We start from the raw sequence: 25,772 nt of genomic DNA on the forward strand, positions 1-25,772 counted from the left end.
AGTATTGTTCAGTTATACAGGTAAATAAAATGCTGGCTCATTTAAGTGTTAATAATTTTGCGATTGTTAAGTCTTTACAGCTAGAACTTGCCAAAGGCATGACAACGATTACCGGCGAGACCGGTGCAGGTAAATCCATTGCTATTGATGCTCTGGGCTTATGTTTAGGCGATCGAGCAGAAGCAAGCTCGGTTCGTCAGGGCGAAGAAAAAACCGACATCAGCGCCTCGTTCCTACTGGACAACAATATTCACGCAACGCGTTGGCTAGAAGATAACGACTTAATGGATGGCAGCGAATGCATCCTGAGACGAGTTATCACCAAAGAAGGCCGTTCAAGAGCCTTCATCAATGGCAGCCCAGTGCCAGCTTCGCAGCTTAAAGCACTTGGGCAGCTCCTCATCAATATTCACGGACAACATGCACATCATCAATTGATGAAAAGCGAATATCAGCTTTCCATGCTGGACCAATACGCTGGGCATTTAAACCTGCTGAATAAAACCAAAAACCACTATCAGACCTGGCGTCAGGCAGACAATCATCTTAAGCAACTCAAACAAAACAGCCAGGAAAATCTGGCGCAAAAGCAGTTGCTCGAATACCAGATCAAAGAACTTAATGAACTTGCTATCGGTGAAGAAGAATTTGTCGAGCTCGAACAAGAACACAAGCGCTTGTCTAACAGCGGTGAACTGGCTTCTACCTGCCAACAAGCCATTGAATTAATTTATGAAGGTGATGATGTCAACGCACTGGGCATTTTGCAAAGCGCCAACCAGTCTATGATTCAGCTCGCTGAACTGGATGAAAAATTAACCGCTCTGCCAGACATGATCGCGGAAGCCATCATCCAGCTTGAAGAAGCCAACAGCGAACTTCGACACTACTTAGACAGTATCGACGTCGATCCCGCACGCATGGCGTATGTTGAAGATCGTTTCTCCAAGGTGATGTCGACGGCACGCAAACACCATGTCATGCCAGAAGAGCTTTACCAACATCATCAAGATCTTCTCAAGCAAATCGAAGCTCTGGACTGCTCGGATGAAAAACTGGATGCTCTGGCGCAAGAAGTAGAAGATAAGCGCCTGAAGTTTTTGACAACGGCTGAAAAACTGAATAAATCACGCCAACGTTATGCCAAAGAACTGAACAAGCTCATTTCTCAAAGCATGCATGAACTCAGCATGGAGAAAGCCAAATTCTGCATTGATGTGGTTCGCGATGAAAACCACGCCTCTCCGCTTGGCATCGACCAAGTGACATTCTTGGTTTCGACCAACCCAGGTCAGCCTCTACAGCCAATAGCCAAAGTGGCATCTGGTGGTGAGCTTTCTCGAATTTCTTTGGCGATTCAGGTCATTACCGCCCAGAAAGTAGATACCCCTAGCCTGATTTTCGATGAAGTCGACGTGGGTATCAGCGGTCCAACAGCCGCAGTGGTGGGTAAAATGCTACGTAAACTAGGTGAATCGACGCAAGTCCTGTGTGTTACTCACTTACCGCAAGTTGCAGGCTGTGGTCACCAACAGTTGTTTGTGGCGAAAAACACCAAAGGCGGAAAGACAGAAACTAAAATGAACAACCTAGATCAGGACCAACGCGTCGCAGAGCTGGCCAGATTGCTTGGTGGTAGCCAGATCACTGACAGTACATTAGCCAATGCTAAAGAACTATTGATTGCGGCTTAGTTTCAATGGTTCCCTCATAATAAAAGAACGCTCCATCATCTTTGATTAAGCGTTCTTTTTCCACGTTTCAATCTCTTAGCTACGCGCTTTTATTACGACTGAGTTCATGGAATTGATTAGTCTGCGGGTTGACGCTGAGGGACTCTTCCAACCGAAAGCTTTGACACCAAAAGGTAGACAAAGCCTGTTGCTGCCATAGCTAACACAACACTGGGACCAATGGGATAATCCCAAAGCAGAGATGCATAAAATCCCCCCACGCCACCAATTACACCGATTGCCAACGCACTCAACCAAATAAGACGGCTGCCACTCATGATTACTGCCAAAGCGGGAATTATCAGACAAGCAAATTCTAAATAGACTCCAAGGCTTATCACCAGAGCCGGGATGGCCAAAGCAAAAAGTACATAAAAACCACGACCAGAAAGCCAGCTTGGTCGCCAGATTTGAACGATCGCGAGAATAAATGCAACACAAAAAACTGGCAAAATGTCGCTTGGGCTGCTCCACAAAAGTCGCCCATTTAAAAGCGCCGAGATCATCTCTTTACCATGTGGGTTGTGGCTCACCATAATCACAGCAGCACACGCAGCCAACACGTAAAGCAAGCCAATTAGCGCTTCAAGATGATGTTTTACTTTGTCTTCTAGCCAGCTAAGCAAAAGAGCCGCCGGAACAGTGAGTAGCCAGGATGCCAACAGCTTTGTTGTGAAGTCAACGCCCGCATGCCCCGCTGAAAGTTCAACAAATAAAACACCCAGCGCCGCAATTTGGGCCATCGCCAAATCTATAAATATCACGCCGCGCTGAAGCACCTGCCGCCCAAGAATAATGTTGGCGAACAAAGCAAATAGCCCTACTAAAGCGGGAGCAACCATCCACGAATAAGCCACTGCTACTGCCTTTGCAAACTGAGTAGTTGAACAATGCTGTCATCAACAAGTGTGGCTAACGTATCCGTATTGGCACGCCCGCCTACACTCTGTGCCAGTTCTGCCACTGGCAGACCAGTACGCTGAGACAGCCAGTCTGAAGCATCGGTAGGTTGGTGACTGGAATATACAATGCCCGCGGCGTCATCTGAACTGATGGAGCTGAGGGAATTCAAATGTGCGACTGTCGGTGGCAGCCCCGGTTTTGGCTCTAAATCTGCGATTTGCTTAATACCAAGCCATGCAAATAGATAGCGATGGGTTTCGTGGTAACCTACTAGCTGCATGCCCTTTAATGCTTCGCCCTGCTTCTGCCATCGTGACATGTGCTTACGCCAGTTTGCACGAAACTTTACTCCTTCCCCTTTGTACAACGCTCGGTTTTCAGGATCGATTTTCGCAAGCCTTTCTACTAAGGCTTTGGATACATTGGGGATATCCGCTACCGCGAACTGAACGTGAGGGTTGCCGTGGCTGTGTACATCCCCCATTGAACGATCGACGTGGTCGTGAGTGTCCAACATTTTTACGTAGTCGGTTACCCAGAACAGCCCGTCTTTACCATTCTGTACATTTCTGTTTCGACTCTGACGTTGCAATTCTGGCAGCCAACCGATTTCTAATTCAGCTCCTGAACACACCACTAAATCCGCTTTACGCATTTTAGAAATCAGTGATGGTCTTGCCTGAATGTAGTGCGGGTCCTGCATTGCAGTGGTCGCCGAGAAGACTTCTGCATTTGGCGCGTGTTGTTTGACCAAGGATGCCCAATCAGGTTGGCAGGTAAACACGTTCAGGCTTGCGTTTACAGAAAGAGAGGTAACCAGCAAACCACTTGTCAGAAAAAATTTAGAAAGCATGAGCAGGGTGCGCTCCGAAAGACATAATGTATTGAATGGTGAAGATGTTCTGAGATTTACTTGTGAGTTGCTCACGGGTTACCTGAGCGCGCACTCGCCCGAAGTGAGAACCATGCCAGTCCAACGCTATATCCGTTTCCTGAATATCAGATTTCGTTAATTCTCCATGGTGATGATCCACGTGCCAGTGCACTTGCCCCGTTACTGCATCCACCTCCCCATAACGTCCACTGATAGTCCAGTTTGGCGAAAACTGATAAGCCAGCTCCGCATACCACCCGTGTGCCTGATCATTTGCATTTGGAATAGATTCCATTCGTTCATCGTATCGGTCGTTAATAAACCAGGCTTCAGCCGTCACTCGGAGGTTTTCCTGCTTGTAGTTACCATTCGGCGCCCACTTCCAGGTCATATCAATACCGTGTAACCATTTTCCTGTGACGGTTGGACCGTGTGAATGACCGTGGTCACCATGGCTGTGAGAGGAATGATCATGAGAAGAATGATGATGTGAAGAACCAGAGGTTTCCTCAGCCGCGAATCCGAGACCGTTTGCATTGTATAGGGTGCTCAGACCGACTCGCCAACTGTTCGAGTCATTCACGTCGTCACCAATTTGAAGATTTGCGGTGTAAACTCCGACTGTCGCGGGATCGGTGTACCCTACATCCCACTCTTTCCCTCCGAACACTTCAAAACTTGCCGCAACAAACGTTTCTGTTGGTGCTAACCATGATAGCTGAATGCCATCATCAAAGTAGTGACTGCCAAATACTGCGCGATAGACGGCGGGTCTGTCACTAAAGGCATCTTCGTGTAAGTGCTTGCTGTTTAAATAACCCACATTTGACAGCATTCTGCCAGCTTTAACCTTTATACCTGCTGGAAGACTTAGGGTTTCTACAAAAGCCTCTTCTACTTCAAATTCAGTTTTTCCGCCGTGAGATGCCACCACAGCAATCAACTGACCGCGAAAGTTCTGGTCTATATTGTTGCTGAGTAAGATTTCGGAATGCCCAAGACCAAAGCCTTTATCTCGCATTCCCCATTGGCGAGCTTCACTTTGATATGCCCCATCCAAAACGACGCCAAGATCAACGTCAGGTGCACTGATTGCTAATGGAGAAATCAAGCCAAGAATTGAAGCCGTACAAAACGCATTTAAAGAGAACTTTTTCACCTATACCTCTGAAATGTAAATATTTATTAATTGCGAAATTAGTTGAATATCGCAAATGCTATGTTATAACATCCCGCAAAGTCAATCAGACATTGAATAATTCTCATTCAACATATTCATGAACATTCGAAAAGGAAGTCACATGCACTTTGCTTCTAATCTATTTGGAAAAAAAACACTTCTCGCCTTATCTGTTGCCGCTTTTGCCAGCGGCTGTTCAGACGGTGAAAACAAAACCGATACGGCGGCACAAGACAATAAGCAAGATAATCACCAGAGCACTGAGAGCTTTAGCCGAGTTGCGGTGAGTGAATTCAATAGCAACAGCGTTTATGTATTAAATGCGAACAATTTTGGGGTCGTCGACCAGTTCGCGATGACCCATTCACCGTCGGCATTAAAAACCAGCCCTGATGGTCGATACGCCTTAGCCTTTCAGCGCAGACAAAACATAGTAGAAGTGATAGACAGTGGTATTTCTGCCGAAGCACACGGTGACCATTTCCATTTACATTCAGAGAAGCCTTCACTGATAAACGGAAAATATGAGAGCACAGCACCAACCCATTATGATCTTGCAGGTAGCCAAGCCGCTCTGTTCTTTGATGGTGATTCAAAGACAGGAGTAAATGCAGAGTTTAGAGTGATTGATGATGCAACCATTGGTACCACTAGTCATGTCGCGAGCTATCCGTTTAACTATGCTGTACACGGGACGGCTCAGATATTTGGTGAGCATGTTTTCACCGGGATAGTTGATAACGCGGTAGACCCTCGCCTGCCAAACAAAGTTCTCGCACTAGAACTTCACAACGACCATTTCCACGAATTGAGTATAGCCACGGATAACTGTCCTTCTTTACACGGCAGTGCACAATCTAAAACTCAGGTTGCGTTTGCATGTAACGACGGTGTTGTTGTCATTGATAACCCGGGAGGTTCGCCGCAATTCAGTAAAGTTCCAAATCCGACGACTCTGGTTGCAAACTCACGCATCGTTAAAGTTCTAGGATTTAAGAGTGCAGATAAACTTCTTTTTGTTACGGCGGCACTTCAGGCTTTTCAACTTAATGATCAAGGTGCTTTGACGGAAATCAATTGGAAAGAAGCCGATACTGAAGAATACCTTGCCTATACTAGTATCGACTCTGCATTCTTGGTACTTTCTTCTAATGGCAAATTGAAAGCTTTTGACCCAGCTAAAAACTTCGAACTTGCGTCCGAAGTTCAGATTTGGGAAACGGCACCGACTTTAGATCAAGGCCAAAAATTCAGCATTGTTCATGACAAACGCAACAATCATGTATTTGTTACTGATCCAAAGAACAAAAAGTTGTTTGAAGTAGAGCTTGGTCAGCAGCCAACTGTCAAAACGCACGAATTAAGCTTCATTCCTCACCTAATTACTTGGGTAGGAACAACCCAGCAAGAACATCATCATTAATACCGCCACAATGTTAATCAAATCACAGCGCAGTTAACCACTGCGCTAATTGTCTTTTTTACGATGCAACTTATCGCTATAACTATGGTCATACACTCGTTATGGGCATTTCGATTCCCTCGACGTTGAGTTTGCCAAAGGATGGCAAGATAATTTTTACTTCTTGGGCAAAGGTGATTATCATTTTGCCCGAGAACTTAAACTAAGTAATAAAGAACACAATAACTATGCAATTTAAGAAGTGGATCATTGCCGTACCATTAGCGCTTACCATGTTAACGGGTTGCTCGGTTGCAGAAAAACTGGTTTACCGAATCGATATCAACCAAGGGAATTACATTGAACAAAACGCTGTGGATCAGCTTAAGTTCGGCATGTCTAAAGAACAGGTTCGCTTCGTGTTGGGTTCTCCAATGCTGGTAGAAAACGGATACCCAAATACGTGGTACTACATCTATCATCACACCAAAGGGCATGATGACTCGATTCAGAAAAACCTCTTCGTTCGTTTCGACAACAATGAAAGGCTGGTTAAAGTTGAAGGCGACTTCCCAACCGGTGCTAATTTCTTCGAAGGCGTTTACTAATCCAATCGCCACACCAGATCAAAAAAGGCTCGTCATATGACGAGCCTTTTTACTTTGAATTCATTGAGCCATTAACTAAATCGCTTGGTAACGCCAAATCTACGATTTTTCCTTTGCCTGCTCGGCTTCTTGCTTGGCTTGCTCAGCGCGTTTTCTACGAATTTCTTTCGGATCAGCCAAAAGTGGGCGATAAATTTCAATTCTGTCTTTGTCCATCACTGTCGAATCCAGCTTCACATTGCGACTGAACACGCCAACTTTGTTCTTAGCCAAATCAATCTCGGGGTAGATATCCATCACTCCAGATTGCTCGATGATTTCTTTCACCGTCATTTCCGCTTCCACCGCTAGGGTGATCACCCGCTGTTCTAACGGTAATGCGTACACCACTTCTACGTGGATCATGTTCGGTTCACTACTCATTACACGTACACCTGTTTCGCACGCTGGGTAAAGGCATTCACCATATTATTGGTCAGCTCGTTAAACACTTTGCCAAACGCCATCTCAACGAGCTTACTGGTGAACTCAAACTCGAGTTTCAGTTCGACCTTACATGCCGTCTCATCCAACGGCGTAAATTCCCAACCGCCGTGGAGATGCTTAAAAGGACCATCCACCAGTTGCATCAAGATCTTTCGCCCCGTTTCCAGTTGATTAGACGTTGTAAATGTCTTGCTAATCCCAGCTTTAGACACATCAACCGATGCCACCATAGCGGTTTCCGAGTTTTCTATAATTCTTGAACCAGAACATCCAGGAAGAAAATTGGGGTAGCTGGCAACATCATTCACCAGGTTAAACATCTGTTCAGCGCTAAACGGCACTAACGCGCTGCGGGTCACTTGCGGCATATTTTCCCACTTAAACAAAACATTGGGGTTGTACAAAATAACTTAGGGTTTTCAGTTATATGACAATATCGTGACTGATTCAATCGTCCTATAATATCGAGCTGACTCTGGCTATGTTACCAACACCAGCTCTTTCAACCTCACCTTATGGTACTTCACGCAACCTCCCTATGAAAGTTTTGATTATTGAAGACTGCCCGACCACGCAACTGGCTATGACGCGAATGTTGGTAAAGATTGGTTTGAAAGAAAACAATATCACTTTCAGCTCAAATGCTGAAAAAGGTATCTGGCTTATCAGCCAACGTGAATTCGATCTTATCTTCATCGACCAAAATTTGGGGCAAGGAAGTACTGGTCTGGACTTGCTAGAAGCCGTGCGTATACAAAATTTGCTTCCCGACACCACCACACTTATCGCACTTTCTTCAGATTCAACTCGTTATGTAAAAGAAAGCTTTCTAGATTTGGGCGTACACCAAATCGAACGTAAACCCATTCTGATAGACAGGCTGGATCGGATCGTTAGCGAGCACTATCAGTTCAAAAAAGCGTTAAACACCGTACTTACTTCATATAAACAGAGCGGTATAAAAATCGCTGCATCGGGCTTGAAGCTCGCCAAAACACGCACACACATCCTGCGTATTACCCTTATCTTGGCAAACAAGCTGAAAGAACGAGGGCTATTTAAGCTCGCTTCCAATTTGTGTCAAAAAGTGAATATACAGCTCAAGAACCCTGTATTGAGTGCCACAATCCACGACCTTAACTTCGAACATATCTCTCCGAAAGAGAGTTTTGAGTTGGTATCGCAAGAAGCAGGGCGAATCGAGTTGCCGCAAGAAGTTGCAGACGTATACAGCAAAATGCTGCTCCAACAAAAACAGATGCAACCTCTTAGCAAATCGTTGCAGCACAACCTTGATAAATACCCAACGTCTTTGATTCGACTTATGCAAAATGTGTGGCTTCATCTGGTTGATCCTGACTGTCCGCAAAGGCAGGCTAAAATTGCTCAGTCATTTGAAAAGATCGCCCCCACCTCCATCGCACTCGATAGCGATATTAAGATGCTTATCTTATGGGCACTAGAAAAATCAAACCAAGACGGCATAAACGCCATAAAAGAGCAATGGGCAAAATTCCCGACTAAAACCAAACGATTAGAGTTGGAAAAATCCATCTTCGAGCTACTCGCACTTTGGAATCAGGCAAATCAATCAGAAAATAAATTGATGGATGAAATTCTTGAGATACAAAACCGAATCGAAAGAATGGCTGGTCAAGCGTTTAGCTTACCTAGAGCAATGCTGTTGTTGGACGCAGGCAGACGACTAGAGATGGATGAATTCACACATCAGATGCTACAAAATGCTATGGGTTTAGCCGCCAAAGAAGACAGCCTGCTGTCACAGTCCCTTATTCATATCAGCATCAAGCACTTACAGGGCTCTAAAAATCAGCAAAGCTTGCACCAACTCCACGAGAATAGTCTTTCCCTAATGGGAGACTAGGCATATAATGCGCCTGTTATGGCAAAGAAAAACTCAAAATCAAAAGCGGGTAGCAATACCATCGCGCAAAACAAACGAGCTCGCCACGAATATTTCATTGACGACGAAATCGAAGCTGGTCTTGAACTTCAGGGTTGGGAAGTGAAATCCCTGCGCCAAGGTAAAGCCAACATCGCCGAAAGCTATGTATATATCCGCGATGGTGAAGCATTCATTAGTGGGATGAGCATCATTCCACTACAACAAGCAAGTACCCACATCGTTGCTAACCCAACACGTGTCCGCAAACTGCTGATGTCTCGTCGTGAAATCGACAATCTCTTTGGCAGAGTAAACCGTGAAGGCATGACTCTAGTTGCAACCACTATGTATTGGTCCCGTTCTTGGGTAAAAATAAAAGTGGGTGTCGCCAAAGGTAAAAAACTGCACGACAAACGTACTGATATGAAAGAAAAAGATTGGGCTCGCGATAAAGCTCGAGTTATGAAGAGCAATCTGCGCTAATCTTGACCACTTGAGTTGCACAGTGCTAGACACGTTAAGCTTTTCTGGTACTATGCAACCTACACTTTGGGGCTGATTTAGGATTCGACGGGAATACTGCAGTCTGAGGTGCATGCCGAGGTGCGGTAGGCCTCGTAAAAAAGCCGCAAAAAAATAGTCGCAAACGACGAAAACTACGCACTAGCAGCTTAATAACCTGCTCAGAGCTCTCTCGCCCTAGCTTCCGCACGTAAGACGGGGACCAACGAGAGATCAAACCCAAACGCGCTAGTCCGGATTCTCCCGCCTGAGAGATGAACGACGAATTCTAATTCAGGCTAGTCATTCATTAGCGTGTCGGTTCGCAGGTGGGTGGCGAAATTAAAGATCGACTAAGCATGTAGTACCAATGATGAATGATTTTCGGACGCGGGTTCAACTCCCGCCAGCTCCACCAAACGTTTGGAAAGCCCGCTAGCTCATAGAGTTAGCGGGCTTTTTGTTTCTTTTAAGCTTCACGAACTCTTCAAATCACTAACCTGCTTGTTATATCGAAACATCTGTGTTTTCGACTGTTCTAATCGATTACTTATTTTGTAAATACCAAATATGTATAGGTGAGCAACAAACTTTCTCTTCCCTACTGTACCCAACCCTGTTATTTGCTATCTTGTAAATAAAACATTAACAACAAGTTACAAGGCAAAATTGATGCGAATTTTATTTATGCTGCTGAGTTCGCTTGCCATGCTTTCCTCCGCGTTTGCACAGCAAGAACCCTACTCCGAAAAAGACATTCTCGATAAGCCTTTGGTGGAAAGGTATATCTTGGATGAGCTGAAATCCCTTCGACAGGATCAGCAAGATTTAGAAAGGCGCTTGGTGGTGCAAATTACGGACAGGGAATTGGAAGTCGCAGACAAGTCATTGAATTATGCCAACGTTACCGTGACCTACTTTTTCTACATTATTGCAGGTGTCGCGTCACTGATTGCGTTTATCGGCTGGCAGTCGCTTAGAGAAATCAAATACAACACACGCAAAATGGCGGAAGAACGGCTGGAAAAAATTGCCAGTGAGTACGAGCGAAAATTCGTAGCACTAGAGCGAGATTTGAAACGGAAAACGCGCATCATTAGTGAAAACAACAAAGAAATTGAAATCATTAATGAAATCCACAACTTGTGGCTGCGCGCGCAAAGCATGCCGACGGCGGATGAGCGTATCGATGTCTACGATGAGATCTTGTCTATTCGACCTGGCGATTTGGAAGCTCTTACCTACAAAGCTGATGCGGCGATGGAAATTAAGGAATACCACTGGGCACTCAGCTTAAGTAACCGAGTACTCGCGTTGGATGAAACCAATGGCCCTGCGCTGTATCAGCGTGCTTGTGCGTATTCGCGTTTAGGGGCAGAAGAACAAGCGATCGAGGATATCGAACGCGCGATTGAAGCGAGCCCATCTATCCGTGACCTAATTTACAGCGAACCGGACTTGGAAGGCTTACATGGTAACCCTCGCTTTGAAGCTCTCATTCAACAGGAAGAAATATAGTACGATCATCAGGTATTTAGCATTTGTAACCATCTTTCAATTGCACCGCATTTAAGATTACTATCAAAGACTCTAAGAAGTTCTCTTTGGTAGTTCTATGGCATCTAAAAATAAGCTCGTTCGTTTTAAAAGTATTGAAGTCGAAGATGTTTTTGAAAAGGAAAGCGAGTTGCTCAAGCAGGTTCAATCTGGTGTGCTTTCGCAAGTTCTAATGCTATGGCAATCCAAGAGCGCTACGCTGGTGTTGCCTTCGGGTAAAAAGTGGAAGACATCGGCGGAACTGGAAAACGGGCTCAGTGATCTCGGATGGCGACTGATATCTCGGAAAACAGGCGGCGCTCCTGTCCCACAAATTCCAGGCATTATAAACCTATCCCATATCTACCATTGGAATGAAGATTCCCCCTATGACATTCAAATCTCTTATCAGAAATTGTGTTTAGTACTCACCAAGTTCTTTGAATCGTTAGGGGTGAAAACGGAAATCCATGCCACACCAGGTTCTTATTGCGATGGCGATTACAACCTGAACATAAATGGAAGAAAGATCGTAGGAACCGCACAAAGGGTACTGCTGAAAAAAGACGGTGGCAGAGTCGTACTTTCACAAGCCTGTATTTTGGTAGATGCCGTAATGGATGAAATCGTTCAGCCCGTGAACCTATGCAACCAACTATGCGGTCATAGTGGCAAGATAGAAGCAGGGGTTCATACGTCATTGTTTGAACATTTAGAAAGTAAACCCAACACGGATACGCTATTTCAACTTCTTACAGAAGCTTTTTTGAAATATGCATAATTAGATGTCCAGTGGGCTGGTATTATCTTATATAAAGTAATAGCTAACTAATAGACAGAGTAAATGCTGGAACATCTGAAATCAGTATAGAGTATTATGATAGAACACCAGTAGAAACATTAGAATGTGGGAAGTTAGCCCGGATATGATCTGACAGTCACAAAGAGGGTAACTGTCAGATCAAGTCTGAAATTAGTAAAAACTATAGATATCTTCTTGGTTCAATTTCATCAATATAAATCACGGGAGTAGCTTTGCTTTTCATTTCTTCAAATAAAATTTTAGCTTCATTAATTTCTTCTTCAGTGAATTTATCATTAGGGTCAAGATATCTACGTTCAAATTCCCAGTATTCTACCCTACCACCAAACTCCCCTCTGTATGTATTAGAAAGCATAGAAACTGCCAAGCTAAAAATTAGTTTACTTTTATCATTACCATATGTATCAGAATAATATTCTAATATATTCAAATCTTTGTGACCAACTAACAACCCATAATTTCTGAAAATAGTATCTTTGTATTCTTTTGAGTATCCATATTCACTATAGTACAGCATTGTTAATGCAGGGGGGTAATTATGATGCAAAATTAATTGTAGTATCTCCTTTTCAAATTTTTCTCTCTCTAAATTAACCCCCTCATAATTAGGAAAAGCTAATTTATACAGCGGCTGGAGATAGTGATTTCTTGCGCTAACCAATGCGACTTCAGCAGCCTCACTAAAGTCTTCTTTAGAGTTCCAACCTCGGTATCGGCTCAATGCATAACGCGCTTTGTAGTCACCATTGGCTACTCGTTCTTCTAGCAATTTTTCAGCAAGGTCGCCCCACTCTTTACTGCAATGCCTGCCCATAAAACGTTGGCACTCTTTGTTGTCACTATCTAATTTTAAGGCTGCATATGGGTTACCTAGTTTTGCGGCCTTTTTAAATAAGGTTGCACCATAGGTTCCTGAGAAAGCACCTGTGGAGTAATTAATCTCTGCCAACCAAAACATGGCAGTGGTATCACCCGCCATAACTAAAGGTTCAAGAAGTTCTTGCGCATCATCCCAACGCCCCTGCTGTACTGCCAGTATTGGCTCGTATAATTTATCCTCTGGTCGGTAGGCGCTTGAAATATACGGATCACTGCTTAGTCCTCTCGTATACCCCTTATCTTCTAGAAGGCTCATAAAAACATGAGGATTGTTTATTCGCTCTTCTTGAAAATCAGTAGGTAACCTGTCGTATATATTCCTAACAAAAACAAACAGAAAAAGCAAAGTAATCGCAATAAGGATTAATAATATTGAATATATTATTATTTTTATTTTATTTCCCACTTCACCATACTCCATCTCGAATCTGAACTGTAAGCATTTTTAAGTAATTTTTGCTTTTCAATTAGCTTTCCACTTTCATAAGATATATCTTTTTTCACCGTGCGATAGTATGTCCCACTTGATGAGCTAACATATCTAAACAAAAAGTACTCATCATTAAGAACGCCAATGCTCTCATTAATCCTTGACTTCACTAATATTAAATCGTTGTTAATTTCTCTTACTAGAACTTTATCATCGCTATCAATTATATTTTTTCGTTGATCTAGAAGATGAATAAACAAATCTATCATTCTCCAACTATCAGCCAATTTTTCCCATTGAAGTAAAGGCGATTTATTTTCTTCCAAATTAGAGTCCATCCTTATAAGCGCTTCTTCTAATTGCCGACATACTTTGTGGTTATTCTCTTTGTTTGGTACTGAAGGTTTAATCCAGTCAAATAATTGAGCCAACGCTTTCGCCATATTGAGTTTTTCTAGAAATCTTTTCTTTTCCTCTTCAACTGATTCAAACCAACCCTTTTCTTTTGCGTTAATCAAGCAAGAAAACAGGTTACTTAGCGTCTCTGGTGGTAAGTTTTTCACCCAAGCCTGTGTGCCTTTTTGAGACTTATCCAAAATATGGCGAGCTATGGTAGGCGCATAATCTTCTTGTAGAATATCGAATTTGTAAGAGTTATAGGATGTGGCAGGAAGTAAAAGCACTTCACCTAATGTGAGCCCGAGACAAACTGCTAGGGTTAGGCTTTGGTTCAGCTCCTCGAATGCCTCATTTTTACCATGTTCATCCTTTTCGCCAAAGAATCGAATGTATCGGAAACCCGATTCTTTCAAAATACTTAGCAAGTGTGCAATAAATCGGTCGGCATTAATGGCGTTGAGTGCAAATGAAAACTTACCTGAGACACCAGGTCCACATACCACTTTTGCTGCTGTAATTATGGTCAATACCCCGTTGTCTAACACTAAGCGAAATTCACCTGAAAAGCCGATTCCGTAATTACCAGCTAACTGCGTACCGACACTGCCGAGCTTTAATGTGCTCCCTTTGTGTGCGATGCCTGAAATAGTTATTGTTGGAGGTCTCCAGTAAACATCTGCGTTGATATTTCCACCAGCTTCAACACCTGCAAAAAGGTCCACTTTAGCACCGGCTTGTGCCACACCCTTGGGAATTTTCATGTTGGTATCATGTACTCTTGCTGAAGCATGGGCATTTACTTGCTCGTTGTAACTCGCGACGTTAAATGCCTGCCCTCGAACTCCAACACTTCCCTGTTCTGTTGCTGAAGGTCCATAAGATAGCTGAGCTGATAGGTTACAACTTGCCCCTGCTGTCCCGTATACGGTTGCAGACACTTTCATGAAAAGTTCACCGCCGTCGAAGATCCTTTCTTCCACGGCATCTTGCTGAGGCAGTTTGGCGATGTATGGAATATCTAATCGAATACCTTCGACATCTTTGGCGGGTTTATTAGCATCGTTATTTAAGGGAAACCAAGTAGCAAAATGCAACTGAGCACTTAAAATGTTAAGTCGCATCCCTATTGAACCACCCCCAGTTAGGTCTCGGTTTACATCAATCCCGCTCACTTGCGTTGCAGGTAACTTCAGCGTACCCTCGGTGCTTGATGTAAATCGGAAAAACTGGGCTTGTGCATTGGCGATATAGGCTGATTTTTCTTCATGCATGCCTCCTTGCCAGTGATATGAATCCTGCCAGAATGCTTTTGACTCAAATTTATCTACTTCTAGCTTTAAATTTAACTTAGGTCCTGATAGCGATGATAAAGCTCCATCTTTGATCGCTTTTAACGCATCTCCTAGTGTCAGCTCAGGAGAATGCATAGGGTCTACAAGCCCAACCTTTTCTGTTACGTCCTTTACGTGTCCTTTTGCTTTCGCTATTTCACTTTGCGATGAAGGAATAAACCAACTTGGGCCCCTAACCCAATACACATTACCATCTGAAAGAAGAGAACACTCCACGACTTGCAAATCTGCTGCCCCAGAATCAGTCCGAAATAAACCTATATTCTTTCTACTTGCGACAAATTTTGTTTCATCCCATAAAACTTGGAATGTTTTTGGCACCGTATCGATGTTCATTCGGTCCAAATAATGGTTGTATATTTTGCTGCCTTCTACTTCAGCACGCTCTTTCGCTATGTTTTTCAAGTTTTCTAGGCGAGCTTTTGCAATTGCTTTTACCCAAACAAATTCACTGAATATGTCTGGAATGGCGGAAGCAGTACTTCCTCCCTGGTTAGCAAGAACGGTTCTTAAGTCGCCAAGCCATTCAGATAGTGTGGCATCAATAGTTCCGATAACCGCTAATGTTGGGTAATAAGACCAGTTAACTTGTTTAGATTTCTCTGCAATTAGGTTGGAGCGTACTTCTGAATCGACACCTCTTAGACTTTGTAAGCCTAACTCTTGAGTCAGTGCCTCACGGACATCCTGTTCATCTTCAATTTCAATCGGGACAGCTTTGTCTGAAAACCAAGCGCTTTCTCTAAAGTGTTTATAGCGAGAAGAGTTATTAAGGGAATTTGGACCAAACTGAGTACCACTTCCTCCAAACAACTCATCCTTAGTCAGTATTTGCTCCTTAATAAGGTAGCCATATATATTCAGTTTGTTTAATGACTTAATAAAGGAGTGGTACATCCTTACGTTTTGTGGCATTCCACGCGTAATAGGTTCTTCATTGAAAATAAAATCTGCCGTATCTTTTGCATCTTCATCCCAAAATTTATCGTATTTTCGCAACGCATCAGCATGGGAGTTTAAGGACATATCTTGGTCTTTATATGGTCTTCCTCGAAAAAGCTGTTTTACTCTTGCGGCGATGTCCTTTTGCCGTTCACTAGTAAAGTATTTGAGGTTCGTATCGTAGACAAATGCAGTTCCATCATCACTATTTTTGGTTTTGGCACTTCTTTCAGCTAAGTATTCCAACCTATCTATTTCATCTTGTAAGTGATCAACCAATTTTGCCTGCACTCGCCAGCGAGCACTCTCGATTAGGCTGATTTTTTTCTCATCTTCCATAGCCCAATTTAATAATACGCCAGTGGGAGGTGAGACATAAGGAAGTATCTTAAGAAAGTACTGCTTTACGTTTTCCCAAGTAATACTTCTATCTAACAAGCTTACGTAATCTATACCTTCTTCTTCAGCAATATAAATGACGTAACCCGCTTCACCATTTTTTGCATATTCTGCAGCACCTGAACGCAGCGCAACGAGCTTTCGTAATACATCTCTGTATCTCTCTTTGTCGTTAGGGTTTTCCAAAAATGCTTCATGAGGTGCAGTTTGAAATTTTGATAGAAGTCCAAGTTCATTCATTTTTGAGAGTGTTGCATTGGGGTCCTTAGACACCGCGCCACTAAGCAGGTCTTGCTCTTTTTTAATGACTTCTTGTGCCTCTTTTGTAATAGCGTACCAACGAGGTTCTCCGTTACTCGGGTGGGCAGGCACGTAGAGAATGTCAACAAAGTCTGCTTTCTTTTCTGAGCATATTTCATTGCCACACGCGCGCTCATTTGGTTCGTCGGGAAGGGGAGTGCGTTTCTCAGCCTCGCTAGCATTACCAGCTTCAACAGTTTCTTTTGTTAGCGAATAAAAATCCGAATACTTGAGCTGGCTACTGTTAAGTTCTTTTACAATATCGACGCTTAAACCAAATTTTCGAGATATTAACGAGACAGGGTCGTTGTTTTCAATTACGCAGATGTCTTTTGTGATTATCATTTATATCAATTCCAAAAAATAGCTCGAATTTAAGTCCAATATTTCATTGTTTGATTTGGGTTCGCTTACTTCATTCCCCTGATAAATCACAAGTTCTTTGTTTTCATTTACCCAACTAACGTATCGACTAGGTCCTAAAAGTGTATCGATATCACTTTGGTCCATTTTTCCTAATGAAGAATTCCAGAACTTACTTGAATAAAACCGAAGCAAAGTTTTCTTGCTGTCGATATTCACAACCATTAGTGATTGTAGGTGTTTGAGAATACGATAAGGCGAAACCTCTGCGCTTGCAGAAAACATGACGCTGCTTGTACGAAATGCAAAGTCATTAAAAAGCTGGTCAGATAAACCCTTGGCACCAAAATATTGGAATATCACAGGGCTTTGTTTGCGAAATTCCTGAAACGGGCTTTCATCATAAAGCTTAAAAGCTTCTGAATCTGGTTCATGAAGATAAATCTGTTCTTCTATATCAGGTACTCGAATAGCGTCGACAACTATCCAATGATTAAGAGCACTGTTTGCCAATAGTGCTTTGAGTTTATTCACGAGCCCCCCTTACTAGCAACCATTGCCGCAATATGGGCAATGTCCACCGGAAGAACGATTACAGAAAACGGCTGTTAGTTGATCTGCCACCGCAAGCTCGACGAGTGTTTGTACACTTACCCACTCACCCGCGCTGGGCAACTCTCGGCTATCTTCTTCCTGCTTCCGATTGGTTTTTGAAGTCCCGGAAGAACCACCGCCACCCATTACTCCACTGGATTTTTCACCTATCAACACAGTCGGATTACCCGAAGCGACCGAGCCACCATGCGATGTGCCATCTCCCTGACGGGCAGCTGGTTTGCCGTTAATAAATACGCCGGATGAGCCTGCTGCAATGCTGTCAGGTGGTCCAACACAAACGCACATGTCGCCCTGACGGGCGGCGGGCATGCCTCCAACAAAAACATTTGGAGATCCAGCAGCGACTGGTCCTCCTACATGAGGGATCTTTCCTGTTACTGCGGGGCAGGTATGAGCAGAACCGATGTGAGCTGCAGGCTTTCCCATTTTGATATCCTTCGCACGGTTTAGCAGAGGGCTATTGCCCTAATGTCAAATTGGTCAATATGAAATGTATTCCTTATCAGCGCGCGAACCTAACATAATGAGCGTTTTCAGACAATTAGAACGATTATTAGGCATGCCCGCAGGTTGATTTCTGCCGCATTTTTACTCCAAGATCCGACTAACTCACTAATTTATAAGATTTTATTGATAATATTAACATGATCATTCCTACCTTTAGATTCTGCACCGTTTGTTGGTTCTCTCATCCACTTTTCGTGAATTCTTAACATGCACCACTAATATTGGTCGTTATAATGCACCTACCTCTTTTTCATGGACTTGTTTTTATGGACCATTCTGACCAACTACCCTCTCAACCTGCACCTTCCTCGTCAGGAACAGGGTTATCCGATACCAAAAAGTTTTGGATGACGTTGTTGATCATCGCCATTACCGCTTTAGGTTTTGTGCGAGTCACCGACGAGAAAGCCCATGAAATGGTCAATGAAAGCATGTTGGTTGCGGGTGCCAGTTTTGCTACGGCGAGAACGTTAGATGCGGCAATTTCGCTGGTAAAAAGCGCGGAAGTATCGGTTGGAGTTGCGTCTGTAACGTTGGGGCAGGTACTAAACCCAGTGAGCGATCTGATAGATAAGTTTGCTTGGGTTATGACACTTTCCGTGGGCTCGCTGGCATTGCAAAAGGTACTGCTATTGATGATGTCGTCCCATTTAGCTAATGCGTTACTGGCATTTTGTGCACTGGGTTTGCTGTTAGCCATGTGGTCGTCTGTCATGCAAAGCTATCGGAAACACTGGTTCAGCGCGTTTAAATTTATGGTCCTTATTCGCTTTGCGGTGGTGATTTCTTTGGGTTTGAATATTGCTATCGATACCCTGTTTCTGGATAAGCAGATTGAATCACGCGCAAATTACATTGAAGAAGTGACCATGCTGGTTCAGCAAGCCTCCGATCCGTCTTCCATTGAGCAAGAAACGGAAGAATCCGGTTTTATGGGTTCCATTCGAGATAGCTGGGATAGCCTGACAGGAAAGCTGAGATCACACACACAAAGGCTAGACATTATCCAGAACAGTGTAGAAGACTCCATCATCAGTCTGATGGAACTCATCGCCCTATTTATCTTAAAAACGGTGTTACTCCCCATTGGGTTTCTGGTTGTCTTTAAGAACATCATTTTGAGTAAATCTATTAACCTCCTCTAAAAATAGAGATTAATAACAAATAGTTATCTGATATTAACTTTCTTGATGATAATTTATCCGTCAAAGGCTCTTTTATTTTGAACACTGTTTTATTACTATAAAAAGAACAGCAATGGAAAGTTGGATAACAATATGGCTTTTAGGATTGTCTCGAGTGACATATATCTCCCTGAGTACCCATGGATCGCGGAAGACTTTGATGTCTACCTGGGTTTAAGTAAGGGAACCAGCAAGAAAAAGTTCGCAGTAGAAAAGCGCTATATCGCATCAGGACAAGAAAGCGCAATATTCATGGCCACACAAGCCATTCTTAAGTGCTTAAAACAGAGTCCTTATTCGCTTTCTGACATCGATTTACTCATCTACGCCAGTGGCACCCACCATCAATCACTACCCTATGATGCTGCCGCGGTATTGGCAGAGCTCAAAGCCCCACCTTCAATCACAAGTTTAGACATCAATAGCACCTGTCTTTCATTTTTGTCTGCTCTCGATTATGCCCAATGTGTTTTTGCGGCTAAACGTCATCAACGGGTTTTGGTCGTAACAAGTGAGCTGGGATCTGGGATCACCTTAAACAAGTTCAAAAAGCCCAAACCTGAAGTGGCAACCCTATTTTCAGACGGAGCGGCCGCATACCTTCTGGAGGCTTCGGAGCTCAGTTATGGCTTGCACGGCGCATTGTTCGAAACACATCATGAAGGCTATGAATGTTGCCAGATTAAGGGGGGTGGCAGCCATGTCAATCCACATAAAGTCTCTCACTCTGAATACCTAGCTGCCTGCCAATTTGAAATGGATGGTAAATCCCTGTTCAGACATATTGTTAACGTCATGCCTGAGTTTTTGAAACGTGGAATAGCCAACGCTGGGCTTACCCAAAGCGACATTGCTTACTTTCTTCCGCACCAAGCCAGTCATCATGGCATGGCAAAGCTGCCGAAACTCACCGGTTTTAGCGCGGAAAAAATCGTCAACAACTTCCGTGAATTAGGCAATCAGGTGGCCGCATCACTCCCCATTAACCTGCACTTACTTCGCCTAGAGAAAGCGGGAAGTGGTGAAAAGGTTTTGCTCGCTGGCTCTGCCGCTGGTCTCTCTTTAGGAATGGGAGTCATAGAGTTATGAGAATATTGGTCACTGGGGGAACAGGCATGCTGGGTAGTGCTATCTTGCGTATGTACCACCAACAACACGATCTGTCTTTCCTTGGAAGAAATCAAACCATTGCAGAAAACCTCACTCAAAAATATGGGGTAACGGCTCATATTGGGGACTTGTCCAACAAAGCGGTTTTGCGCGCCGCATGTGAAAATGTGGATGCCATTATTCATACTGCCGCGCTTTCTAGCCCTTGGGGAACCTACCAAGAGTTCTATCAGGCGAATGTTGCTGGCACACAAAACCTGCTAGAAGCGGCTACAGAAGCACAGGTTAAAACCTTTATTCACATCTCCACCACCAGCGTCTATTTTGATGAAACCGATCGCTGGTCAATTAAAGAGTCTGACCCGGTTGCCAGCAAGTTTTGTAACGACTATGCGAAGACCAAGTACCAGGCAGAACAGCTTGTGCAGTCTTCTCCTGTTCACAGTGTCATCTTAAGGCCAAGAGGCATATTTGGTCCTAACGACCGATCCATAGTGCCAAGGGTAATGAACGCTATTCGGGGTCAAACTCTGTTGCTGCCTTCAAGTCGTAATCCGGTTCTGGATCTGACATACGTAGATAACGTTGCCGAAGCGGCTTTGTTGAGCTGTGAAAAAGCCGAGCAAATCGATTCAGGTACTCTCCTAAACATAAGTAATGATCAACCTATGCCTGTTGAACATATTTTGTCTGAGCTTTTCAGCCAAAGTAACATGACGATAAAAATGAAAAGGCTACCGTATCCAATTCTTTTATCCATCCTGACGTTCAGTGAATGGGTCAGAGATAAACTTCCAAATCGACCAGAGCCAAAAATCACGCGCTACTCCGCTGGATTATTCCATTATCATCAGACTCTGGATATCAACCGAGCGAAAGCACTACTCGGATACCAACCCAAAATATCAATAAAAGAAGGGATTCAACGTTATGTCAGTTGGCGTGAAAATCAGATTGTATGAAGGCGGTCACTGCGTTCACCCAGGCTTTGTGGTGAAACCGGGCAGTGGTTTGAAACCGCGAGCCTTTCCTGCGGCAGTGGCATTGCTGCATCATCCAGAGCATGGATACGTCCTGTTCGATACGGGTTACCATCAGGAATTTTTTAAGCAGACCCGACCATTTCCAGAGCGATTTTACGCGTGGACTACACCTTGTCACTTCAATCACGGAGATGGCATTCTTGAGCAGTTTGAAAAAGAAGGCATTCAGAAAAGTCACATTGAACATGTGGTGCTTTCTCACTTTCATGCCGACCACATCGCGGCTATCAGTGAGTTTGAGCATTGCCCCATTCACTGTGATCCGCGGGGTCTTGATGCTCTTGTACATTCAAGCCGTATGGGTGGAGTTCGCAAAGGGTATTTAAAAAAGCTCCTTCCTGAGCACGTCAAAAAGAACATTCAGTTTCATTCAGACTATTCGATTCCACTGAATACTATTTTCCCGCAAGCAAAGGGGATTGATTTGCATTGTCTGGATTTGTTTGGCGACGCTTCGATGTATCTGGTCGACCTTCCCGGTCACGCTGCCGGGCAAGTCGGCTTGCTTGCCAGGCTGGAAAGCAAGTGGGTATTTTTGCTGGCTGATGCCTGCTGGTTGATTGAAAGCCTTTCAGACCGAATTGATCAACACTGGCTTGCTAATATGCTGTGTGATGATGTGAAAGCCTATAAGCGAATCCTGCACGAACTCAGAAAATGTCATGACCAGTTGAGCGATGTTGTCGAACTGGTTCCATCTCATTGCTCTGACACCATTAATCGCCTCAAAGCAGAAGGGTGGATATCATGATCACCCTTCTTCGCCATTATGTTCAGGCTCGCTACCCAAAATTTAAATCCCGGGAACAAGTAGAAGAGTGGCAACAGAACCGTTTGCAACGCCACCTGAACTGGGTGTGCGATAACTCTCCTCTTTACTCGCCATTAAAAGGGCTGCCGCTGGATGCTTTTCCTGTCATAAACAAAAGTTTCATGATGGAAAACCTGTCGAAAATAAACACGGAAAGGCTAAAAGGTGAAGACCTTATGACGCGGGCGCTAGAGGCAGAATCTTCACGCCAGTTTAATCAATCCAAAGTTGGGAATATTACCGTCGGGCTTTCATCCGGTACGTCGGGGCAGCGTGGGCTTTTTCTTGCGAATAACCATGAAAGGCAAATGTGGGCAGGTAACATTCTTGGAAAACTCCTGCCTAATGTCTGGCAAAAACACCGTATCGCGCTTGCGCTCAGAGCCAACAGCCCACTCTATAGCACCATAAACCGAGGCCCCATCCAGTTCTATTTCGCTGATTTGATGAAGCCAACGGATGAATGGATAAAAGAGCTCGATGAGTTTCAGCCCTCTCTTCTGGTAGGGAGTGCGCAGGCATTGCAGTTGTGTGCAGAGTTCAGCGGTACTTTTGGGTTACCGGCAATGAACCCACAACGCATCATTTCCGGAGCAGAAGTGCTCACACCATCTGATAGAGCTTTCATCGAAAACCGATTCAACGCTGATTTGCACGAAGTCTACCAATGCACTGAAGGCTTTTTAGGCTGCACTGACAGCAATGGTCAAATGCGCTGGAATCAGGACATTGTTTACATCGAAAAGCACTGGTTAAACAAAGAAAAAACACACTATAGCCCTATCATTACCGACTTCCGTAGGCGCACCCAACCCGTTATTCGATACCAACTGGATGACATCATAGAAGCCAAAGAGGACGAAGGCATTTTCGAACCCATTGGAGCAATTGCCGGCAGAAGTGGAGACAAACTTCTTCTGCCGAGGAACTCTATGCCAACCCCTGTTTTACCCGATTTGATTTACCGCGCTGTCACCTTAAATTGCTGTGAACGAGTTGATTACCGAATCACACAATCTGCACGAAGTGAAGTAACCATTGAGTGCGACTCTAAGTGGCATGAAGCAATTTGCAACTCGCTGAAGCAGCTATTTCTAACTCTTCAGCTTGATGAAGTGAATTTTAAATTTGGTGCCCCGCCCGACTGGACACCAGCGAATAAACAGCGAAGAGTGGTAAACCAATATGTCTGATACGAAAAGAGTTTTAGTTACCGGAGCCAGAGCACCTGTAGCTGTCGACTGGGCGCGCGCATTAATGCGTCAGGGTCATCAGGTGTTCATGACAGATTGCAGCCGCTATCCATTAGCCCGCTTTTTAAAAGGCACTCAAGGGTATTTGCGAACGCCGCCGCCAAGACTGGCATTCTCTGACTACAAAGAGGCTGTTTTGCAAATCATTGACGTTCACAACATCGACATGGTGATTCCTACGTGTGAAGAAGTGTTTTACCTTGCTCAAATAAAAGCTGAGCGCCCTGATGTCGATTGGGTTCTGGCTGATTTAGATCTGCTGCATGCGCTGCACAATAAAAAGCGAATTTTTGAGGTTCTGGAAGGACTTCCTGAAATCAAGCTTCCCGATACAAATATGGTCACGGCAAAGCAGCAGATTGAAATAAGCCCAGAGACCATACTCAAACCTGTTTACTCTCGCTTTGGCGAGGAGATCATCAGAGACGTAACCAAAGAGGCGATTTCAGGCATCGAAGTATCGGACCGTATTCCCTGGGTTCAACAACAAAAGCTGCGAGGAAAAGCCATTTGTCTGTACGCTCTTTTCTCGCACGGAAAGCTCATTGCTCACCAAAGCTACTTACCACGCTATTGCCTGAACAAATCGGCTGCTTCCTATTTTGAACCGATAGCGGATAAGCGAATTCAACATTTTCTTGAAACGTTTGGAGAACGGCACCAATTTCACGGGCAAGCTTCTTTCGATTTTATGGAAGATGAAGGCGACTTGTATGTCATCGAATGTAACCCAAGAGCAACCAGTGGCTTACACCTTGTGGCAGAAGGAATAGATTGGGGGGAAGATGGATTTATACGGTCATCTAATCACAAATCTGCTCCTAAACATCTAGGTTCGGTCATGCTGTTATCCGATGGACTTAGCACTCTGACCTCGAAGAAAAGCTGGCACGATTACCGCACTACGCGTTGCGCTATCAATTGTAAACGCTATCCAATTTCGGGCTTGGCACCACTGTTTGTGCATTCTGAACTGATTTATAACGCGATTAAACAAAAGCGCACCCTCTCTGCTGCAACGACTTTCGACATCGAATGGGATGGGGAGAATGCATGCTAACGTCGAATGAATGGCACCAGCGCTTTTTAAAATTAATGGCTGAACCAGACATGATTCAGCAGTGCAACGCCAAATTCATAAACTACGACGTCAACGGTGTGTTCGTTCCAGCCACGGTTTCTTTGCCAGTGCACAACAACTGTTACGCGGTTTCGCCTCTTACATTGATTTCTGGGTACGGTGAAGACGAACTGCCAAAGCTCCAAAATCCCCTGCTCAGAATACTCAGTTCTGTACTGTTAAAGGCTCTGACCAAACCATTGGAATGGGCTGGGCTGAATCAGGTCCAAATACTCAACAATCAATGCCTTTCTACCAATATGTACAGCTCACACTGGAACACCATTCACCTTAGTGAACTTAGAATAAAAGCAATCGCAGCGCACCCAGACAAAGCGCTACTTCTGCGATCATTAAACAACGTGCAGCATAGTTCAATCCTTCAAAATGCGAGGCGCGATGGCTGGCTAGCTGTCGCGACTCGCCAAGTTTACTTGCATTGTGATTGGCAAAGTTTCATTCCTAGCACTGACATTAAAAGGGATAGAAAGCTTTTAGAAGAGAAAGGCTGGCAATTCAGACTATTGAAAACTCAGAATGAATGCCATCAGGCAAAGCAGTTGTATGACGTTTTGTATCTCGATAAGTACAGCCAGCACAACATTCAGTTTTCAGCCGAATATATGTATCACGCCGTTCAACACAAACTGGTTACGTTATTCGGGTTATTTTACCAAGATGAAATGGTGGCTACGTTAGGTCTTGTTGTAATCGACGGAGACATGACTTGTCCGATATTTGGATATGACGTCAAGAAGCCATCAAAAGTGGGGCTTTATCGTCGAATATCGATATTCACGATTGAATATGCCAGAGAGCGAAATCTCAATTTCAATATGAGCTCAGGTGCCCCCAGTTTCAAAGCCAACCGACGAGCCAAACCAGAAATTGAATATTCTTATGTATACACCCGACATCTCAATCCCTACAAAAGGCTAGTGTGGAGAGTACTGTCGTTTCTCACTAAAACGGTATACAAGCCAATTCTACAGAAGTATCGGCTATAGCTCTTGGTACTCACTCAGTCGCACTTCCCTATGCTTTTACAACCTCAAAACTGGTCAAATAATAGTCTTCTTATTTTCCAGGAATCGCTTTATATTAGTTTTA

At 44.0% G+C, this 25,772-nt stretch carries 23 protein-coding genes and 1 other RNA gene; 15 read left to right on the top strand and 9 right to left on the bottom strand.

The genetic code is table 11. The annotated features are described in order from the left end of the window. The first annotated feature begins 29 nt into the window (after window positions 1-29). Entirely contained in the window at window positions 30-1,694 is a 1,665-nt protein-coding gene (gene recN, locus QMG91_RS13555; RefSeq protein ID WP_281827081.1) for a DNA repair protein RecN, read from the top strand. A 116-nt stretch (window positions 1,695-1,810) separates the two neighbouring features. On the opposite strand, the gene QMG91_RS13560 is transcribed toward recN, so the two are convergent. Genes QMG91_RS13560 through QMG91_RS13570 form a run of 3 tightly spaced genes read right to left on the bottom strand, consistent with a single transcriptional unit; the run spans window position 1,811 to window position 4,669 of the window. Further along, the gene (locus QMG91_RS13560; RefSeq protein WP_281827083.1) at window positions 1,811-2,590 is read right to left on the bottom strand and encodes a metal ABC transporter permease; all 780 of its coding nucleotides are present in this window, start codon (window positions 2,588-2,590) and stop codon (window positions 1,811-1,813) included. Between the two features lie 2 nt (window positions 2,591-2,592). Next, window positions 2,593-3,489 carry a metal ABC transporter solute-binding protein, Zn/Mn family gene (locus tag QMG91_RS13565; protein ID WP_281827085.1) on the bottom strand — a complete coding sequence of 299 codons (897 nt, stop codon included), beginning with the start codon at window positions 3,487-3,489 and terminating at the stop codon, window positions 2,593-2,595. After that, window positions 3,479-4,669 carry a TonB-dependent receptor gene (locus QMG91_RS13570; RefSeq protein WP_281827087.1) on the bottom strand — a complete coding sequence of 397 codons (1,191 nt, stop codon included), beginning with the start codon at window positions 4,667-4,669 and terminating at the stop codon, window positions 3,479-3,481. Before QMG91_RS13570 ends, QMG91_RS13565 begins: the two co-directional genes overlap by 11 nt. A gap of 142 nt (window positions 4,670-4,811) precedes the next feature. On the opposite strand from QMG91_RS13570, the gene QMG91_RS13575 reads away from it, so the two are divergent. Continuing rightward, window positions 4,812-6,113: a YncE family protein gene (locus tag QMG91_RS13575; RefSeq protein ID WP_281827088.1), complete on the top strand. Its 1,302-nt coding sequence runs from the start codon at window positions 4,812-4,814 to the stop codon at window positions 6,111-6,113. 227 nt (window positions 6,114-6,340) lie between these two features. Continuing rightward, window positions 6,341-6,700 carry an outer membrane protein assembly factor BamE gene (bamE, locus tag QMG91_RS13580; protein ID WP_004408518.1) on the top strand — a complete coding sequence of 120 codons (360 nt, stop codon included), beginning with the start codon at window positions 6,341-6,343 and terminating at the stop codon, window positions 6,698-6,700. A gap of 99 nt (window positions 6,701-6,799) precedes the next feature. On the opposite strand, the gene QMG91_RS13585 is transcribed toward bamE, so the two are convergent. Further along, complete coding sequence (locus tag QMG91_RS13585; protein WP_004408520.1) at window positions 6,800-7,123, bottom strand: RnfH family protein; 324 nt, start codon at window positions 7,121-7,123, stop codon at window positions 6,800-6,802. Next, window positions 7,123-7,554 (bottom strand): SRPBCC family protein, encoded by a 432-nt coding sequence (locus QMG91_RS13590; protein WP_004408522.1) that lies wholly within the window; start codon window positions 7,552-7,554, stop codon window positions 7,123-7,125. Before QMG91_RS13590 ends, QMG91_RS13585 begins: the two co-directional genes overlap by 1 nt. Window positions 7,555-7,724: 170 nt before the next feature. Between QMG91_RS13590 and QMG91_RS13595 the strand changes: the two genes are divergently transcribed. The 5 genes from QMG91_RS13595 to QMG91_RS13615 all read left to right on the top strand — a co-directional run bounded on the left by QMG91_RS13595 (window position 7,725) and on the right by QMG91_RS13615 (window position 11,910). Then, complete coding sequence (locus tag QMG91_RS13595; RefSeq protein ID WP_281827091.1) at window positions 7,725-9,071, top strand: response regulator; 1,347 nt, start codon at window positions 7,725-7,727, stop codon at window positions 9,069-9,071. Between the two features lie 18 nt (window positions 9,072-9,089). Next, the gene (smpB, locus tag QMG91_RS13600) at window positions 9,090-9,575 is read left to right on the top strand and encodes an SsrA-binding protein SmpB (protein WP_004408524.1); all 486 of its coding nucleotides are present in this window, start codon (window positions 9,090-9,092) and stop codon (window positions 9,573-9,575) included. Between the two features lie 68 nt (window positions 9,576-9,643). Beyond that, window positions 9,644-10,011, top strand: a transfer-messenger RNA (tmRNA) gene (ssrA, locus tag QMG91_RS13605). A 254-nt stretch (window positions 10,012-10,265) separates the two neighbouring features. Then, window positions 10,266-11,111 (top strand): tetratricopeptide repeat protein, encoded by an 846-nt coding sequence (locus QMG91_RS13610; RefSeq protein WP_281827095.1) that lies wholly within the window; start codon window positions 10,266-10,268, stop codon window positions 11,109-11,111. 97 nt (window positions 11,112-11,208) lie between these two features. Next, on the top strand, window positions 11,209-11,910 hold the full coding sequence (locus tag QMG91_RS13615) for a lipoate--protein ligase family protein (protein WP_281827096.1): 702 nt from the start codon (window positions 11,209-11,211) through the stop codon (window positions 11,908-11,910). A 202-nt stretch (window positions 11,911-12,112) separates the two neighbouring features. Here the strand turns inward: QMG91_RS13615 and QMG91_RS13620 are convergent, their stop codons facing one another. Genes QMG91_RS13620 through QMG91_RS13635 form a run of 4 tightly spaced genes read right to left on the bottom strand, consistent with a single transcriptional unit; the run spans window position 12,113 to window position 18,060 of the window. Next, complete coding sequence (locus QMG91_RS13620; RefSeq protein WP_281827098.1) at window positions 12,113-13,237, bottom strand: SEL1-like repeat protein; 1,125 nt, start codon at window positions 13,235-13,237, stop codon at window positions 12,113-12,115. After that, complete coding sequence (locus QMG91_RS13625; RefSeq protein ID WP_281827100.1) at window positions 13,222-16,998, bottom strand: hypothetical protein; 3,777 nt, start codon at window positions 16,996-16,998, stop codon at window positions 13,222-13,224. The genes QMG91_RS13620 and QMG91_RS13625 overlap by 16 nt, the downstream gene beginning before the upstream one ends. Further along, window positions 16,999-17,550 carry a DUF4123 domain-containing protein gene (locus QMG91_RS13630; RefSeq protein WP_281827102.1) on the bottom strand — a complete coding sequence of 184 codons (552 nt, stop codon included), beginning with the start codon at window positions 17,548-17,550 and terminating at the stop codon, window positions 16,999-17,001. 12 nt (window positions 17,551-17,562) lie between these two features. Beyond that, window positions 17,563-18,060: a PAAR domain-containing protein gene (locus QMG91_RS13635; protein ID WP_281827104.1), complete on the bottom strand. Its 498-nt coding sequence runs from the start codon at window positions 18,058-18,060 to the stop codon at window positions 17,563-17,565. 347 nt (window positions 18,061-18,407) lie between these two features. Here QMG91_RS13635 and QMG91_RS13640 point away from each other — a divergent pair, with 347 nt between their 5' ends. The 7 genes from QMG91_RS13640 to QMG91_RS13670 all read left to right on the top strand — a co-directional run bounded on the left by QMG91_RS13640 (window position 18,408) and on the right by QMG91_RS13670 (window position 25,669). Further along, a complete protein-coding gene (locus QMG91_RS13640; RefSeq protein WP_281827106.1) occupies window positions 18,408-19,286 on the top strand; it encodes a hypothetical protein in 879 nt (292 codons plus the stop codon). A gap of 132 nt (window positions 19,287-19,418) precedes the next feature. Continuing rightward, on the top strand, window positions 19,419-20,414 hold the full coding sequence (locus tag QMG91_RS13645; protein WP_281827108.1) for a 3-oxoacyl-ACP synthase III family protein: 996 nt from the start codon (window positions 19,419-19,421) through the stop codon (window positions 20,412-20,414). Further along, on the top strand, window positions 20,411-21,397 hold the full coding sequence (locus tag QMG91_RS13650) for an NAD-dependent epimerase/dehydratase family protein (protein ID WP_281827109.1): 987 nt from the start codon (window positions 20,411-20,413) through the stop codon (window positions 21,395-21,397). The genes QMG91_RS13645 and QMG91_RS13650 overlap by 4 nt, the downstream gene beginning before the upstream one ends. Next, on the top strand, window positions 21,366-22,229 hold the full coding sequence (locus tag QMG91_RS13655) for an MBL fold metallo-hydrolase (RefSeq protein WP_281827111.1): 864 nt from the start codon (window positions 21,366-21,368) through the stop codon (window positions 22,227-22,229). The genes QMG91_RS13650 and QMG91_RS13655 overlap by 32 nt, the downstream gene beginning before the upstream one ends. Continuing rightward, window positions 22,226-23,482, top strand: coding sequence for a F390 synthetase-related protein (locus tag QMG91_RS13660; protein WP_281827113.1), 1,257 nt, complete (start codon window positions 22,226-22,228; stop codon window positions 23,480-23,482). The genes QMG91_RS13655 and QMG91_RS13660 overlap by 4 nt, the downstream gene beginning before the upstream one ends. Continuing rightward, entirely contained in the window at window positions 23,475-24,602 is a 1,128-nt protein-coding gene (locus QMG91_RS13665) for an ATP-grasp domain-containing protein (protein ID WP_281827115.1), read from the top strand. Before QMG91_RS13660 ends, QMG91_RS13665 begins: the two co-directional genes overlap by 8 nt. After that, complete coding sequence (locus QMG91_RS13670) at window positions 24,596-25,669, top strand: GNAT family N-acetyltransferase (protein ID WP_281827117.1); 1,074 nt, start codon at window positions 24,596-24,598, stop codon at window positions 25,667-25,669. The genes QMG91_RS13665 and QMG91_RS13670 overlap by 7 nt, the downstream gene beginning before the upstream one ends. Window positions 25,670-25,772: the final 103 nt, after the last annotated feature.

The sequence above is a fragment of the Vibrio nigripulchritudo genome, assembly GCF_027924785.1.
GTDB classification, from domain to species: Bacteria; Pseudomonadota; Gammaproteobacteria; order Enterobacterales; family Vibrionaceae; genus Vibrio; species Vibrio nigripulchritudo.

What these genes read in the sequence shown, in the direction of transcription:
- bamE (WP_004408518.1), top strand. Translation starts at nt 6,341, where the DNA reads ATGCAATTTAAGAAGTGGATCATTGCCGTACCATTAGCGCTTACCATG.
- QMG91_RS13610 (WP_281827095.1), top strand. Translation starts at nt 10,266, where the DNA reads ATGCGAATTTTATTTATGCTGCTGAGTTCGCTTGCCATGCTTTCCTCC.
- QMG91_RS13585 (WP_004408520.1), bottom strand. Translation starts at nt 7,123, where the DNA reads ATGAGTAGTGAACCGAACATGATCCACGTAGAAGTGGTGTACGCATTA.
- QMG91_RS13640 (WP_281827106.1), top strand. Translation starts at nt 18,408, where the DNA reads ATGGACCATTCTGACCAACTACCCTCTCAACCTGCACCTTCCTCGTCA.
- QMG91_RS13670 (WP_281827117.1), top strand. Translation starts at nt 24,596, where the DNA reads ATGCTAACGTCGAATGAATGGCACCAGCGCTTTTTAAAATTAATGGCT.
- QMG91_RS13590 (WP_004408522.1), bottom strand. Translation starts at nt 7,554, where the DNA reads ATGCCGCAAGTGACCCGCAGCGCGTTAGTGCCGTTTAGCGCTGAACAG.
- recN (WP_281827081.1), top strand. Translation starts at nt 30, where the DNA reads ATGCTGGCTCATTTAAGTGTTAATAATTTTGCGATTGTTAAGTCTTTA.
- QMG91_RS13575 (WP_281827088.1), top strand. Translation starts at nt 4,812, where the DNA reads ATGCACTTTGCTTCTAATCTATTTGGAAAAAAAACACTTCTCGCCTTA.
- QMG91_RS13635 (WP_281827104.1), bottom strand. Translation starts at nt 18,060, where the DNA reads ATGGGAAAGCCTGCAGCTCACATCGGTTCTGCTCATACCTGCCCCGCA.
- QMG91_RS13660 (WP_281827113.1), top strand. Translation starts at nt 22,226, where the DNA reads ATGATCACCCTTCTTCGCCATTATGTTCAGGCTCGCTACCCAAAATTT.
- QMG91_RS13650 (WP_281827109.1), top strand. Translation starts at nt 20,411, where the DNA reads ATGAGAATATTGGTCACTGGGGGAACAGGCATGCTGGGTAGTGCTATC.
- QMG91_RS13645 (WP_281827108.1), top strand. Translation starts at nt 19,419, where the DNA reads ATGGCTTTTAGGATTGTCTCGAGTGACATATATCTCCCTGAGTACCCA.
- smpB (WP_004408524.1), top strand. Translation starts at nt 9,090, where the DNA reads ATGGCAAAGAAAAACTCAAAATCAAAAGCGGGTAGCAATACCATCGCG.
- QMG91_RS13595 (WP_281827091.1), top strand. Translation starts at nt 7,725, where the DNA reads ATGAAAGTTTTGATTATTGAAGACTGCCCGACCACGCAACTGGCTATG.
- QMG91_RS13625 (WP_281827100.1), bottom strand. Translation starts at nt 16,998, where the DNA reads ATGATAATCACAAAAGACATCTGCGTAATTGAAAACAACGACCCTGTC.
- QMG91_RS13565 (WP_281827085.1), bottom strand. Translation starts at nt 3,489, where the DNA reads ATGCTTTCTAAATTTTTTCTGACAAGTGGTTTGCTGGTTACCTCTCTT.
- QMG91_RS13665 (WP_281827115.1), top strand. Translation starts at nt 23,475, where the DNA reads ATGTCTGATACGAAAAGAGTTTTAGTTACCGGAGCCAGAGCACCTGTA.
- QMG91_RS13655 (WP_281827111.1), top strand. Translation starts at nt 21,366, where the DNA reads ATGTCAGTTGGCGTGAAAATCAGATTGTATGAAGGCGGTCACTGCGTT.
- QMG91_RS13615 (WP_281827096.1), top strand. Translation starts at nt 11,209, where the DNA reads ATGGCATCTAAAAATAAGCTCGTTCGTTTTAAAAGTATTGAAGTCGAA.